The following is a 14,631-nucleotide window of genomic DNA, read 5'->3' on the forward strand; positions in this document are numbered from 1 at the left end:
GATTACCGTGGAGCACATGCAGATGACGGATGCCGCCGCCCTCGGCGCCGTGCGTGAGCGCGGGGGTCTCGATCGCGATCAGCGTGCCGTCGTCGCCTGGCCCGCCGACGCGAGCGGCGTGGTGGTCGGCGCGCCGGGGTCGGGCAAGACGACCACCCTGCTCTCGCGCGTGCGCGAGCTCGTGGCATCCGGTGTCGACCCCGACGACCTGCTCGTGCTCACCCCCACCCGGCCGGCGGCCACGGCCTTGCGCGACCCCCTCGCCCTCGCGGTCGACCGCGCCACCTCGGGCGCGCTGGCGCGCTCGGTGGCGTCGTTCGCCTTCCAGCTGGTGCGGGGGGCCGAGGTGCGGCGGGGCGCGGAGCCGCCGCAGCTGCTCACCGGCGGCGACGAGGACCAGATCATCCGCGATCTGCTCGAGGGCGATGCTCTCGACGAGCTCGAGGGCGTGTCGCGCTGGCCCGAGTGGCTGGGGCCGACGATCCGCGCCACCCGCGGGTTCCGCGGCGATCTCCGCGCCTTCCTCGCCGAGTGCACGGAGCTCGGCGTCACCTCGAACGACCTCGCGCTGCTCGCCGAGCGCCACGATCTTCCGGTGTGGGCATCGTTGGCGTCGTTCGCCGACGAGTACCGCGCGGTGCGGTCCGCCATGCGCGGCGCTCACCGCGACGCGGCCGATCTCGCGCGCGAGGCCGTCGCCGTCCTCGACGCCGCGCGCTCCGAGCGCGAGCTGCTCGGGCGCTTCTCGACGTTGCGGTGCATCCTCGTCGACGACGCGCAGGAGCTCACCGCCGGCGGGATCGATCTGCTGCGCGCCTGCCGCACCTCGGGCATCGGAGTCGTCGCCTTCGGCGATCCGGACGTCGGGTCGGGGGCGTTCCGCGGCGCGACGCCCGAGAACTTCGCGCGGCTCGCCCGTGAGCTCGGCTCGACCGCCGCACTCGGCACGCCGCATCGCGGCACGCCCGAGCAGATCGACCTGGTGCGGCAGGTGGCATCCCGGATCGGGGCCGCCGGCGTCGTCGCCCATCGTCGCGCACCCGAGGGGGCACCCGCGCAGGGATCGGTGCGCACCTACCTGCTGCGCTCGCCCGCGGAAGAGGCCGACGCGATCGCGCGTCTGCTGCGCGAGCGGCACGTTCTCGAGGGGATCCCGTGGAGTTCGTGCGCCGTCATCGCCCACGACTCCCGGCAGGTGGCGACGCTGGAGGCCGAGCTGGCCGCGCGCGAGGTTCCGGCCCGCGCGAGTGGACCCGGGCTGGCGCTGGGGGCGAAGCGCCCGGTGCGCGACCTCGTGCGCCTGGTCGAACTGGGCATGACGGATCCCGACGAGTGGGTGGCCGACGAGGTCGTCGATGCATTGCTGGGCACCTTCGGCGGGCTCGATGCCATCGAGCTGCGGCGTCTGCGTACGGCTCTGCGCCATGACGAGGTCACGGCCGGGGGCACGCGCCCCGCGACCGACCTGCTCGTGTCGGGGGTGCGCTTCCCCCTCGAGCTCGCCGTGATCGACTCGCGCGAGGCCCGTCGCGCGATCCGTCTCGGCGAGACGTTGAGCGCTCTGCGCGGGCAGGCCCTGCAGCAGGCGACCGCGCACGAGCTGCTGTGGACGGCGTGGGAGCGCAGCGCCCTTTCGCGCACCTGGCGCGAAGCGGCGAGAGGACACGGTGCGGTCGCCGAGCAGGCCGATCGCGATCTCGATGCGGTCGTGGCGCTGTTCCAGGCGGCGAAGCGCTACACGGAGCGTGAACCCGACGGAGAAGCGTCGGTGTTCCTGCGGTCGGTGCTCGACTCCGACGTCGCCGAAGACCGCATCGAGCAACCGGCCGTCGTCGACACCGTGCGGGTGCTCACCCCCGCAGCCGCGGCCGGAACGGCATTCGACACCGTCGTCATCGCGGGGGTGCAGGACGGCGTGTGGCCGAACACGCGGTTGCGTGGGGGACTGCTCGAGACCTGGCGTCTGGCCGACGCCGTGCAGAATCCCGACCTTCCCGCCGCGGGCATGCTCGACCGTCGCCGCGCCGCGATGCACGACGAGCTGCGATTGTTCGTGCGCGCCGTCAGCCGTGCGGACGCCCTCGTGATCGTGACGGCCGTCGACGACGACGACACCGGGCCCAGCGTGCTGTTCGAGATGCTCCCCACTCCCGAACCGGCCGCGGCCATCCCCGAGCATCCGCTGTCGCTGCGCGGGCTCGTCGCCCGGCATCGCCGTTCCCTGACGGCCCCGCGCGTTCCCGCGGGCGAGAGGGCGCACGCCGCCGGCCAGCTCGCGATCCTCGCGGGCGCCGGGGTCGCCGGTGCCGCCGTCGAGGACTGGTACGGCGTCGCGCCGCCGAGCTCCACGGCGCCGCTGCGCGACCTCGAACGCGAAGACGTCCGCGTCTCGCCGTCCCGCTTGCACGCGCTGGAGGAATGCCAGCTCGACTGGGTGATCGCCGACCTCGGCGGCGACCGCGGTGGCACGACGGCCGGCATCGGGACCATCATCCACGCGGCGCTCGAGACCGCGGCATCCTCGTCCGAAGACGACCTCTGGGCCGTGGTCGACGAGCGGTGGGGCGAGCTCGTGTTCGACGCGGCGTGGCGCGAGCGGGCGGAGCGCACCCGCGCCCGCGACCTCGTGAGACGGCTCGCCGCCTACCTGCGGCGCTTCGACGACGCCGGCGGCCGCCTCATCGGCGCGGAACGGCATTTCGAGGTCCCCATCCCCGTTCCCGATGCCGGTGAGCACGGCGCCGTTCTCAGCGGCGACATCGATCGGGTGGAGCTCACGCCGGCCGGCGAGGTCGTCATCGTCGATCTGAAGACCGGGAAGAGCGAGCCCCAGACCGACGCCAAGGTCGCCGACAACCCTCAGCTCGCGGCCTACCAGCTGGCGTTCTCGTCGGGTGCGATCGAACAGGTCCACGGCCTGGCCTCCGGCGGGGCGAAGCTGCTCGTGCTGCGTCCGACCGCCGCGACGAAGGATTACGCCGAGCCGACGCAGAAGCCGTTCGACGACGAGCAGCGGGCGGCCTTCGTCTCGCGGGTGCAGGGAGCGGTCGACATCATGCGCGGCACGTCGTTCGCCGCCCCCTACGAGGTGCACTGCCGGGACGAGTTCTCCTACGGTCTCTGTCGCATCCACACGGTCTCAGCGGTGAGCGCCTCGTGAGCGAATCGCTGTCAGCGGCGACGATCGCCGCAGCCCTCGGCCAGTTCCCGCCCACCGTCGAGCAGACCGCCGTCATCGAGGCGCCGCTCGCGCCCGCCCTCGTCGTCGCGGGGGCCGGCAGCGGCAAGACCGAGACCATGGCCGGTCGCGTCGTGTGGCTCGTCGCGAACGCCCTCGTGCGCCGCGACGAGGTGCTGGGGCTGACTTTCACGCGCAAGGCCGCGGGGGAGCTGGCCGAGCGCATCCAACGCCGACTGCAGCGCCTGTCGGAGTTCGAGGTGCGGGGGCTCCTTCCCTTCCTTCCGCGCCTGCACGAGGACGGCCGCCTCGCGGTCTTCGCCGAGCTCGCCGCCCTCGAGGGCGCGCGGGGCGACGCGGCGCGCCGGGAGGCGCTCGATGCCCTGGTGGCGGAGACCGGTGCCGAGGTACCGGATTCGCACGACGGCGATCAGCTGCTGCACCGGCCGACGGTGTCGACGTACAACAGCTTCGCGGACGCGATCGTGCGCGAGCACGGCCTGCGGATCGGTCGGGATGCCGAAGCCGCGGTGCTGTCGGAGTCGGCGGCGTGGCTGCTCATGCGACGCGTGGTGTTCGCCTCCGATGATCCACGCCTCGAGGAGCGCCAGGAGTCGCCCCGCACGCTGATCGACGCCGCGTTGCGCATCGCACGCGACGGGGTGGACAACCTCGTCGATCTCGACGAGCTCGCCGCGTTCCCCGAGCAGTTCGGACGGATCGTGGAGCGGCCCTCGACCTCCGCGCGGGTGAGCGTCTACAAGGAGGTCGGGGATGCCGCCGCGAAGGTCTCGGCGCTGTCGCTGCTGGCGACCCTCGCGGCCGCCTACGACCGCGAGAAGGCCCGACTCGGGGTGATGGACTTCGCCGACCAGGTGGCCGGCGCCCTGCGGATCGCACGGGAGCACCCGGCCGTGGTGGCCGAGCTGCGCGCCCGCTATCGCGTCGTGCTGCTCGACGAGTACCAGGACACGTCTGTCGTGCAGACCGACCTGTTGGCGACGCTGTTCGGCGGCACGGGCGTGATGGCGGTGGGCGATCCCCACCAGGCCATCTACGCCTGGCGCGGGGCGAGCGCGGGCAACCTCGGCGGATTCCCCGACGCCTTCGCACCCGGCACCGAGTGTCAGCGCTTCGCTCTGCTCACGAGCTGGCGCAACAGCGCGCAGGTGCTCACCGCGGCCAACGCGGTACTCGCCCCCCTGGCGCCCCGCGCGGCGGTGGCGGTCGAGGAGCTGCGCTCCCGCCCCGGCGCGCCGGAGGGACTCGTCGAGACGGTCTTCGAAAACGACCTCGATGCCGAGGCCGATCGCGTCGCGGCCTGGTTCGTCGGCGTGCGCGCCGCGCGTGCCGCCCACGGGCGCTCCACGACCGGCGCGGTGCTGTTCCGCAGCAAGAAGCACATGGTGCGCTTCGGCGACGCGCTCGGCCGACGCGGCATCCCGCACCGCATCCTCGGACTCGGCGGGCTCCTCACCACGCCCGAGGTGGTCGACGTCGTGTCCGTGCTCCGGGTGATCAGCGACCCCGAGGCGGGGTCGGCGCTGATCCGCCTCCTCTCCGGACCGCGGTGGGCGGTGGGTCTCGCCGACCTGCGTGCGCTGGCCCAGTTGGCACGGCGTCTCGCCACGCACGACGTGGCGCTGCAGCCGCTGGCGCCCGAGGTCGTCGATCGGCTCCGATCCACCCCGGGTGCCGACCGCGCCTCGCTCGTCGACGCACTCGACTTCGTCACCCGGCAGAGCGACACGCACGGGTGGCTGGCCGACATCACACCGGACGGACGCGCGCGGCTCCGCGAGGCGGGGGCGGTGTTCGCGGGGCTGCGTCGCAGCGTGGGCGCTCCCGTGCCCGAGCTCATCCGCCTGATCGAGACGGAACTGCGGCTCGACATCGAGCTCGCGGCGAACGAGGCACGCGGTCCCGCGCGCATCGCGTCGGCGCAGCTGCGGGCCTTCGTGGACGAGATCCGCGGCTTCCTCGCCGCCGACGAGTCCGGGTCGGTCTCGAGTCTGCTGGCCTGGCTCGACCACGCCGAGCAGGCCGATGAGTTCGCTCCGCGGACCGAGCCGCCCGAGGACGACGTCGTGCAGTTGTTGACGATCCACGGGTCGAAGGGGCTCGAGTGGGATGCCGTGGCCGTGGTGCGTCTGGTGACCGACGAGCTGCCCTCTCTCGCCCGCGATACCAAGGGGTGGCTCGGCTTCGGCATCCTTCCCTCGGAGTTCCGCGGCGACGCGGCGTGGCTGCCGGTGTTCGCGTGGCGCGGCGCCGAGACGCAGCAGGACCTGAAAGCGGCGATCGACGCCTTCGTCGCCGACAATCGGGCGCGTCAGCTCGACGAGGACCGCCGCCTCGCCTACGTCGCGTTCACCCGCGCCCGCGACCATCTGCTGCTGTCGGGGTCGAGCTGGTCCGGGACGAAGCGCCCCCGTCGTCCGAGCGTCTTCCTCGACGAGGCCGTCGAAGCGCTCGGTCTCGATCCGGTGATCGACGAGCCGGGCGACGACCCCTACGACGGCGAGCGGCGGCTCCTGCACTGGCCGCTCGATCCGCTGGGCTCCCGCCGCACCGCGGTCGCCGCCGCGGCGACGCAGGCGCAGGCCGCGAGGGCGCAGCCGGCGGCTGACGCCGATCCCGACCTCGAGCTGCTCCTGGCCGAGCGGGCCGCTCGGCTACGCCCTGCCCATGCGCCCGCCCCGACGCGCATTCCGGCATCCAAGTTCAAGGACTTCGTCGCCGACTACGGGGGCGCCGTCGACGACCTGCGCCGCCCCATGCCGGAGCGTCCGTACCGGCAGACACGCCTCGGCACCCTGTTCCACGCGTGGGTCGAGCAGCGCTCGGGACTCGTCGGATCGAGCATCGGCCTCGACGACGACGCGCTCTGGGATGACGACGAGGGAGGCGCATCGACCGCCGACGCCGCCGAGCTGCAGCGCTTGCGCGAATGTTTCGAGCGATCGGAGTGGGCGCCGCTGCGCCCCCTCGAGGTCGAGACCGAGATCGACTTCGTCACGCGGCGACTCGACGGGCGCGATCACGTCGTCATCTGCAAGCTGGATGCCGTGTACCGACGCGGCGACCGATACGAGATCGTCGACTGGAAGACGGGCCGCCCGCCCGCGAGCGAGGCCGAACGCCGTGCGCGCATGGTGCAGTTGGAGCTGTACCGGGAGGCGTACCACGCCAAGCACGGCATCGATCTCGACCGCATCGACGTCGCCCTGTTCTACGTCGGTGACGAGTTGGTGCTGCGCGGCTGACGGGGCCTCTGCCGGGCCGAGGTGCACGCCCTGCGCGGGTGAAGTGGGGCGAGGCGTCCTGCCGGCGTGGCTGTCGGCCACGGGCGACGTGGGATCGCGAAGAGGCCGGGGCGGGAACGCAGCCGAGCCAGCCGGCCCCGAGCCGTTCGGGTCGGGCGCGCGAGACGCCGGCTCGGGCGGTGTCACCCGATGCGCCCGCAGGATCTCTGGTCGGTGCGCGCGAGGCGGACTCAGACGGTGTCGTCCGACACGCCCCAGCGGCGGAGCGCCGCGCGACTCGCACGCGCAGCGTCCTCCTCATCGTCGACCGCAGTGACGGCCGGGTCGTCGGAGGGGCGGGGCTGGCGGAGGGGGGTCTCTTCGTCGGTGACGGGGGTCTCCGAGGCACCGGGCAGGTCCGACATCGCCGACGGCGCGCTGGACTCTGCGCGCGGGATCGGCGTGGATTCGCGCGCGGCATCGTCCCACCCGTCGAGGTCGATCGGTGCAGTGGCCTCGGGGTCGATATCGTCGCGCGCCGGCAGTTGGTCGATGTGGATCGCGCCGGTGTCGGCATCCGGTCCGGGGGTGTCGAGGGCCTCGGCGAGCGCTTCGGCTGCTGCCACCCGATCGCGCTCGGCGGAGAGGTACAGCGAGAGAGCCTCGGGATCGTAGGCGTCGGTCTGCATCGACGTGTCGACGACGGCGGGCGCGACGACGGGCGGAACGGCCTCGACGAGGGCCAGGGCGTCGTCGATGTCGCTGCGCGAGTCCGGGACGATGTGGTCGCCGCGCACGCCGTCCGCCAGGGCGTCGAGAAGGGCGACCGCGTCGGCGACGACCTCGCTCTCACCGGCGTCGTGACCGTGCACGAGCCATCGGGCGAACTCGAGCTCCGCGTACAGGCGAGCACGCTCGCGCAGCAGCGGATCGGGCGAGCGTTCGCCGGCGCCGGCGTACCCCGCGTGCACGTCGTCGGCTGCCAGCGGCGAGGAGGCCAGCCAGCGCAGGTCGACGGCGGGATCGCCGACGCTGAGTCCCGCCCAATCCAGGATGCCCACCACGTGTGGCACATCGTGCTCATCGTCCGCGAGCACGATGGAGGAGCTCGTCGCTCCGCCGAGGATCACGGCGGACTCGAAACGCCAGAGGTCGTCGACCTCGAGAGCGCGCCGCCAGCGCATCATGAGATCGTCGCCGACCCGGCCCGTCGCATCGGCACGGTCGAGGAGGCGTCGGACATCGTCGCGCACCTGCTCGGGGGAGCGCACGGGCAGTCCGTCGGTGCGCACGATCGACACGGGGAGGGCGTGCACCGCGGCCAGCGCTCCACCGATCGCGGGGGCGTAGCCCGGGCCCTTCGGCAGGTGCGCGGGGTCGATGCGGTATCCGTCGATGTGATCGACGACGAGGACACGCTGGACGCCGGAGCCGGCCTCGCCGAGCACCTCGGGCACCGCGAAAGGAAGCAGTGCCCGCACGCCCGCGGTGAGCGCGTGCAGCGCCCGGGTCTCCGCGGCGAGGTCGGCCGAGGCCTCCTCGGTCGCGGGCATGCGCACCACGACCTCGCGCCCGTCATCGGTTCGAGCGAGGGCGGAATCGAAGCGTCCGCCGCTGTTCTCGGTCAGCGCGCTGACGTTGGTGATGGCGGTGCGCGGGAGGGCCGCCGTCGCCGACGCGGCTAAAATGAGGGGCGAGCGTGCCATGCCCCCAGGGTAGGTCGGGCTTTCTCCCGTCTGCCTGCGCCACGCCCTTCTGCGGTGAGGTCGGGCCGTCGATCCGCCCGTCCGCGTCCGCCCGTCAGAGAGGTGTCCGATGCCGCATCCCGCGTCCGCCCCGGCCGAGTCCCCGCTTCCGCTGCACGTCGACCGCTCTGGAGCGGAGCGCGACGACGAGGGCCTTCTCGAGCGCGCTCGAGCCGACGCGGCGACCCGGATCCTGGCGGTGCGGCGAGACGCGGCACCGGTGCGTGCCGGTCGCCTCGCGCTCCTGGAGCGCGGGCACCCGGCATCCGCCGGCGTCGAGGTGCGCGAATGGGCGTTCCTGGGGCGCGCCGTCGACGGCGTCGCGCTCCTGCTCGCGGTGCTGCCCGACGACGCCCCCGACGATCTCGTCCGGGATGCCGAATGGGCCGCGCTGCGTACCGCCGGAGGCGATCTGCCCGAGTCGGAGGCGGAGGTCCTCACCACCGCCGTCGCTCTGGCGGGCTGGCTGCGCGACGCGCCCTTCTGCCCCGCGTGCGGGGCGCGTACCGACCTCCGGCACGCCGGATGGTCACGGCACTGCCCCTCGTGCGGACGCGAGCACTTCCCCCGCACCGACCCCGCGGTGATCGTGCTGGTGCAGTCGGCCGAGTCGGATGACCGCATCCTGCTCGGCGCGAACGCCGCCTGGGGTGGAGACCGGTACTCCTGCTTCGCCGGGTTCGCCGAAGCGGGGGAGTCGCTCGAAGACGCGGTGCGCCGCGAGGTCGGCGAGGAGTCGGGCGTGCGGCTCGACGACATCTCGTACCGCGGCTCGCAGGCGTGGCCGTACCCGCGTTCGCTGATGCTGGGCTTCCGTGCGCGCGTGGTGGCCGATGACGAAGCACGTGCCGATGGCGAGGAGATCGTCGAGGTGCGCTGGTTCGACCGTGAGGAGATCGGCGCCGCCCTGAGGGGCGAGGGATCGGTGCAGCTGCCGGGGCCGGCATCCATCGCCCGAAAGCTGATCGACGACTGGTTCCGGGGCGTCGCGTGACGGGGCCTCTCGACGGCCTCGACGAGCACCAGCTCGAGGCGGCGCGCGCCCTGCGGGGTCCGGTCTGCGTGCTCGCGGGTGCCGGAACGGGCAAGACCCGCGTCATCACGCGGCGCATCGCGCACGGGGTCGACACGGGGGCGTATTCGCCGCAGCGGGTGATGGCGGTGACCTTCACCGCGAAGGCGGCGGGGGAGATGCGGGGCCGACTCCGTGCACTCGGGGTGTCGGGGGTGTCGGCGCGCACGTTCCACGCCGCGGCCCTGGCCCAGGTCAACTTCTTCTGGCCCACGCTCGCGGGCGACCAGGCCCCGTCGATCATCGACAACAAGGTGCGGATGCTCGCGCATGCCGCCGACGGGGTGGGGCTGGCCCCCGATACCGCGACGTTGCGCGACGTGGCGGCGGCGATCGAGTGGCGGAAGGTCACCCTGCGCTCGATCGAGCAGTATGCGACGGATCGACCTGAGGGTGTCGGTCGTCTCGGCGTCGACCAGGTGGTCGCGCTGCAGCGTGCGTACGAGAAACTCAAGGACGAGCGTCGACAGATGGACTTCGAAGACGTCCTGCTGACCTGCGCGGGCATGATCGAGGCGGAGCCGAGGGTCGCGGCGGCGGTGCGCGAGCAGTACCGTCACTTCACCGTCGACGAGTACCAGGACGTCTCGCCCCTGCAGAACCGCCTCCTGGAACTGTGGCTCGGCGACCGGCGCGACCTCTGCGTCGTCGGCGACGCGAGCCAGACGGTGTATTCCTTCACCGGAGCCGACGCGCGATACCTGCTGGAGTTCGAACGCACGCACGACGACGCACGGGTGGTGCGCCTCGAGCGCAACTACCGTTCCGCCGCGCCCGTGCTCGCCGTCGCCAACGACCTCATGCGGGGCCGGGTGGGCGCCCTCGAGCTGGTCGCGGCCCGCGCCGACGAGGCTCCGGTGCCGACCGTGCGCGCCTACGACGACGACGAGGCCGAGGCCGCGGCCGTCGCGCGCTCGATCGCCGAGGCTCTGGCCCGCGGCGTCGATCCGCACGACATCGCCGTGCTGTATCGATCGCACGCGCAGTCCGCCGCGGTGATCTCGGCTCTCGCCGCGGTGGGGATCGCGGCATCCGTGCTCGGAGGACGCAAGTTCTTCGACCTGCCCGAGGTGCGCCAGGCGCTCATGGCGTTGCGGGCCGCCTCGGTCGCTCCGATGCAGACGGGATTCCTCCCGACGGTGCGCGACGTGCTGCGCAGCGTCGGCCTCACCGACGACCCGCCGGAGGCGGGCGGCGCCCTGCGCGAGGCGTGGGAGGCGCGCGCGGCGCTGCTGCGCCTGGCCGAGGAGGCACCGGAGGGCACCGACCTGCGCGGCTTCACCGATGATCTGCAGGCACGCGCGCGCGACCAGCACGAGCCGACGACCCGCACGGTGACGCTGGCCACCCTGCACGCCGCGAAGGGTCTCGAATGGAGCCACGTCTACCTCATCGGTGTCAGTGAGGGGCTGCTGCCCATCTCATATGCGAAGACGTTCGAGGCGGTCGACGAGGAACGTCGTCTCGCCTACGTCGGGGTCACGCGCGCCGCGCGGACGTTGTCGGTGAGCTGGGCTCGTGGCTACGGGCGGATGGAGCGGTCGCCGTCGCGCTTCCTGCGGGAGATCGGCAGTGGCAGTCTGCGCTCGGCCGATGAAGCTCCCAGACCCGCGGGAACGAATCGACGTCGAGGCGCAGCGACCTCGTCGTCACCCCGGTCGGGGCGCTGAGCAGAAACCGCGCGGCGCGCCCGGCCTCGGCGGCGAGGGCGACGTCGACGTCGGGTCGGGGGCGTCCGATCAACTGCGGGGCAACGACGGGCCACTGCGGATCGTCGCGACGTCGATCGGCGTCGAGGCAGGCCAGGCAGGCCGTGCGGCCCGGCCGTACCACCGGGCCGATCCGCGCCCGCCCTCCGTCGAGCGTGAGCGGGAGGTGCGTGACGTCGTCGCGCATGTACGTCGCGGCCCGACGCGGGTCGACGCGGTAGGCGCCGAGCATCACGACCACGGTGCCCGGTGGGGCCGTTTCCGCCAGCGGCCCGGCCCACGGGAGCACCCGGCTGCGCGCGGGGAGGGCGGCCAGGACCGCGCGGACAGCGCGTGGTGGCAGGTCGTCGGCGGTCTGGAGCGCGATCGGGGGATGCCGTCGACGCGTGCGCAGCGCGGGGCCGACGGCCGCGAGCAGCTCATCGGCCTCGTTCTCTGGCGCGCCGTGCAGGCGCGCCAGGCTGCGGACGGCCGCGTGCGTCGTGCCCTCGACGAGAGCGCTCACGACGACGTCGACCCACTCTGCGGCGGAGGGGGTGACGGCAAGAGCCGGAGCGCCGAACTGCACGCGGCCGTCATCGCGCCAGAGGGGGACGGCGGAGGGGGAGAGGCGGATCATGGCCCGATCATCGCGCGACCCTCGCCCCGGGATGCCGTTGTCCACACGTACCGTCGGTGAGGACAGGGTGGGGAGGAGGCGTCACCGCGCCGGCCGACCCGTGTACGCCGCGACGAACCCACCCCGCGCCGACGAACCCGCCCCGCGCGGTCACCCCGTCCCCGCGCCGAAGAACCCGCCCCGCGCGGTCACCCCGCCCCCGCGCCGAAGAACCCGCCCCGCGCCGACCGACCCGCCCCGGCGCCGACCCTGCCCGCGCCGCGCCCACCGCCACGTGCTCGCGTGCCCCGCGCGACCGCACCCGTCCGCACGCGCACGGACGACCGTGGCGAGGAGCCTCAGCCCCTCGCCACGACCATCGCCGTCACACCGGTCGTTGGTCTCCCGGTGCGGCGTCGTCGTCGGGGTCGGCTTCGGGCGCCGCGCCGTCCGCATCGGCCGAGGTCGTCGTGGAGTCGGCATCCGATCGGCCGCCGCCGGCCTCCTCGGCCAGCAGCTGGGCGAGCGCGTCGTCCATCGCGTCGGCGGGGGCGGCCTCGCCGCGGGAGGCGGCGGTGACACGGGCGATGAGGGCGGCCGGGTCGTCGATGTCGTCGGACGAGGGCATGAGGTCGGGGTAGTCCCACAGCGCGTCACGGCCCTCGACGCCGACGGCCGCGGTCACGGCGCGCCACATGGCGGCGGCTTCGCGCATGCGCCGGGGGCGCAGCTCCAGGCCCACGAGCGAGCCGAGGGCCTGCTCGGCGGGACCACCCACCGCGCGGCGGCGCCGCACGGCCTCGGCGATGCGGGCGGCCGAGGGAAGGCGCGAGGTGGCGTCCTCCGTCACGACGTCGACCCATCCCTCGATGGTCGCGAGCAGGTTCTCGAGCCGCGTGAGCGCCGCCGTCTGCTCCTCGGAGCGTTCGGGCAGCAGCGCTCCGCTCTCGAGCGCGCCGCGGAGCTCGTCGGGCTGCGACGGGTCGAAGCGCGTGGCGAGCTCCTCGAGCGCGTCGGTGTCGACGCGGATGCCGTGCGCGAAGTCGCGCACCTGCGAGATGACGTGCAGCCGCAGCCACCGCGCGTGCCGGAAAAGGCGTGCATGGGCGAGTTCGCGCGTGGCGAGGTAGAGGGCGAGCTGATCGTCGGGGATCTCGAGGTCGCGGCCGAAGTCCGCGAAGTTCTGCGGCAGGATCGCCGCGTCGCCGTCGGGCATGAGCGGGATGCCGACGTCTCCGCCGCCCACGACCTCGGTCGACAGGCGTCCGACGACGTGACCCAGCTGCGTGGCGAACAGCGATCCGCCGACGGTGCGCATGAGTCGTCCGGCGCCCGCGATCATGTCCTGCATGTCGTCGGGAGCCTGCTGCCCGAGGGCGGCGGTGAGCGCGTCGGCGATGCTCGTGGCCACGGGCTCCGCGAGCTCCTGCCACACCGGCAGGGTGGCGCTCACCCAGGCGCCGCGCGTGACGGCGCGCGGGGGGCGCGGGAGGTCGCTGATCGCCGTCGCCTCGCCCAGCCAGAGACCCGCGAGGGTGAAGGCCTGATCCAGGTCGGTGCGCTGGCCGGTGGTCACCCCGAGACCGTCCTGGTTCGCGATGTGCAGGGCCTGGCGCTCCGCGAGGCTCCAGTCGACGCCCTCCTGCGTGCCGTTGAACGCGCCCTGGAGCTGATTCATCACCTGCTGCAGCATCGCGGGGTCGATCTGCATGCCCGACAGGCGCGAGAGCTGTTCGGGATCGATGCCGCTGGTGTCGCCCGACATGAGGCGACGCATGAGCTCCTGGAACTCTTCTTCAGGGCTCTTGTCGTCGTCTGCCACTTCAGCCGCCTTTCAGCCAGGTCTGGGGGAACGAGATCTACGCTAGTCGCACGTTTCCCCGCAACAGTCGGCCCGGCCCCTCGCCGCTTACGCCGCGCGCGAACGACCCCGACGAAGGACTCCCCACTGTGACGCTGTTCGACGAAAACGCCTCTCCCGCGCCCGCGCCCCGACAGCGCTGGCGACGCGGCTCCGTCGTCGGCGTGTGGTCGCTCGCGGTGGCGTTCGTCATCCTGCTGGTGATGTCGTTGCTGCCCTCGGCCTACGTCATCCAGCAGCCCGGCCCCGTCTTCAACACCCTCGGCACCACGACCACCGCCGACGGCCAGGAGGTCCCGCTCATCTCGGTACCGGAGGAGAAGGACAGCACGACCACCGGCCAGCTCGACCTGCTCACGGTCCAGGTCAGCGGCAACCGCGAGCGCACGCCCTCGTGGCTCGAGCTCGCCCAGGCGTGGTTCGACGGCTCGCGCGCCGTCGTGCCGATCGACCGCATCTTCCCCGCCGGGCAGACCACCGAGCAGCGCAACACCGAGAACGCCGCCCTGATGAGCGATTCGCAGCTGGAGGCCAGCGCCGCGGCGCTCCGCGAGCTCGGGTACGACGTGCCCGGTGAGATCGCCGTCGGAACGGTCGACGACGCCGGAGCCGCCGCGGGAGCGCTGCAGGTGGGCGATGTCGTCACCTCGGTGGATGCGGTGGCCGCGGCCAACGTCGACGCGGTCCGCGCCGCGGTGCAGGCCGCGGCCGGAGCGCCGGTCACGGTGGCGTACACCCGCGACGACACCCCGGGCACGGTCACCGTGACGCCGAAGCAGACGGAGGTGGACGGTCAGCCGCAGTGGCTGCTCGGCATCGGCCTGCAGGAGTCCTTCGACCTGCCCGTCGATGTGAAGATCCAGCTCAACGACGTCGGCGGACCGAGCGCCGGCATGATGTTCGCCCTCGGCATCATCGACAAGATGAGCGACGGAGACCTCACCGGCGGCCAGCACATCGCCGGCACCGGCACGATCGACGCCGACGGCAACGTGGGCCCGATCGGCGGCATCCGCCAGAAGCTGTACGGAGCGCGGGATGCCGGAGCGACGGTGTTCCTCGCCCCGGAATCGAACTGCAACGAGGTCGTCGGCCACGTGCCCGACGGCATCCGGGTGTTCTCGACCTCGACCCTGGAACAGTCGATGACGGTGCTGCGGACGATTCGCGAGGGCGGTGATCTCGACGCGCTGCCCACGTGTGGTTCGGGAACGTAGCATTCA

8 protein-coding genes are annotated in these 14,631 nt (G+C 73.2%); 6 read left to right on the plus strand and 2 right to left on the minus strand.

Annotated features, from left to right (window positions below; translation table 11 throughout):
• The first annotated feature begins 16 nt into the window (after positions 1–16).
• Complete coding sequence (locus tag AB0230_RS10575; RefSeq protein ID WP_366375653.1) at positions 17–3,160, plus strand: ATP-dependent DNA helicase; 3,144 nt, start codon at positions 17–19, stop codon at positions 3,158–3,160.
• The gene (locus AB0230_RS10580) at positions 3,157–6,444 is read left to right on the plus strand and encodes an ATP-dependent DNA helicase (protein ID WP_366375655.1); all 3,288 of its coding nucleotides are present in this window, start codon (positions 3,157–3,159) and stop codon (positions 6,442–6,444) included. Before AB0230_RS10575 ends, AB0230_RS10580 begins: the two co-directional genes overlap by 4 nt.
• 230 nt (positions 6,445–6,674) lie before the next feature.
• On the opposite strand, the gene AB0230_RS10585 is transcribed toward AB0230_RS10580, so the two are convergent.
• Positions 6,675–8,129: a phosphotransferase gene (locus AB0230_RS10585; protein WP_366375657.1), complete on the minus strand. Its 1,455-nt coding sequence runs from the start codon at positions 8,127–8,129 to the stop codon at positions 6,675–6,677.
• 109 nt (positions 8,130–8,238) lie between these two features.
• On the opposite strand from AB0230_RS10585, the gene nudC reads away from it, so the two are divergent.
• The 3 genes from nudC (at position 8,239) to AB0230_RS10600 (ending at position 11,628) form a co-directional block, all read left to right on the plus strand.
• Positions 8,239–9,162, plus strand: coding sequence for an NAD(+) diphosphatase (gene nudC / locus AB0230_RS10590; protein WP_366375659.1), 924 nt, complete (start codon positions 8,239–8,241; stop codon positions 9,160–9,162).
• Positions 9,159–10,910 (plus strand): ATP-dependent helicase, encoded by a 1,752-nt coding sequence (locus tag AB0230_RS10595; RefSeq protein ID WP_366375661.1) that lies wholly within the window; start codon positions 9,159–9,161, stop codon positions 10,908–10,910. Before nudC ends, AB0230_RS10595 begins: the two co-directional genes overlap by 4 nt.
• A gap of 412 nt (positions 10,911–11,322) precedes the next feature.
• The gene (locus AB0230_RS10600; protein ID WP_366375663.1) at positions 11,323–11,628 is read left to right on the plus strand and encodes a hypothetical protein; all 306 of its coding nucleotides are present in this window, start codon (positions 11,323–11,325) and stop codon (positions 11,626–11,628) included.
• Between the two features lie 304 nt (positions 11,629–11,932).
• Here the strand turns inward: AB0230_RS10600 and AB0230_RS10605 are convergent, their stop codons facing one another.
• Positions 11,933–13,369: a zinc-dependent metalloprotease gene (locus AB0230_RS10605; RefSeq protein WP_366375665.1), complete on the minus strand. Its 1,437-nt coding sequence runs from the start codon at positions 13,367–13,369 to the stop codon at positions 11,933–11,935.
• 128 nt (positions 13,370–13,497) lie between these two features.
• Between AB0230_RS10605 and AB0230_RS10610 the strand changes: the two genes are divergently transcribed.
• A complete protein-coding gene (locus tag AB0230_RS10610) occupies positions 13,498–14,625 on the plus strand; it encodes a S16 family serine protease (protein WP_366375667.1) in 1,128 nt (375 codons plus the stop codon).
• The last annotated feature ends 6 nt before the right edge of the window (positions 14,626–14,631 follow it).

It is taken from the genome of Microbacterium sp. NPDC089190, from assembly GCF_040701795.1.
GTDB classification, from domain to species: domain Bacteria; phylum Actinomycetota; class Actinomycetes; order Actinomycetales; family Microbacteriaceae; genus Microbacterium; species Microbacterium galbum.

Coding starts and splice junctions, on each gene's coding strand:
- AB0230_RS10575 (WP_366375653.1), top strand. CDS start 17: ATGCAGATGACGGATGCCGCCGCCCTCGGCGCCGTGCGTGAGCGCGGG.
- AB0230_RS10585 (WP_366375657.1), bottom strand. CDS start 8,129: ATGGCACGCTCGCCCCTCATTTTAGCCGCGTCGGCGACGGCGGCCCTC.
- nudC (WP_366375659.1), top strand. CDS start 8,239: ATGCCGCATCCCGCGTCCGCCCCGGCCGAGTCCCCGCTTCCGCTGCAC.
- AB0230_RS10600 (WP_366375663.1), top strand. CDS start 11,323: ATGCCGTCGACGCGTGCGCAGCGCGGGGCCGACGGCCGCGAGCAGCTC.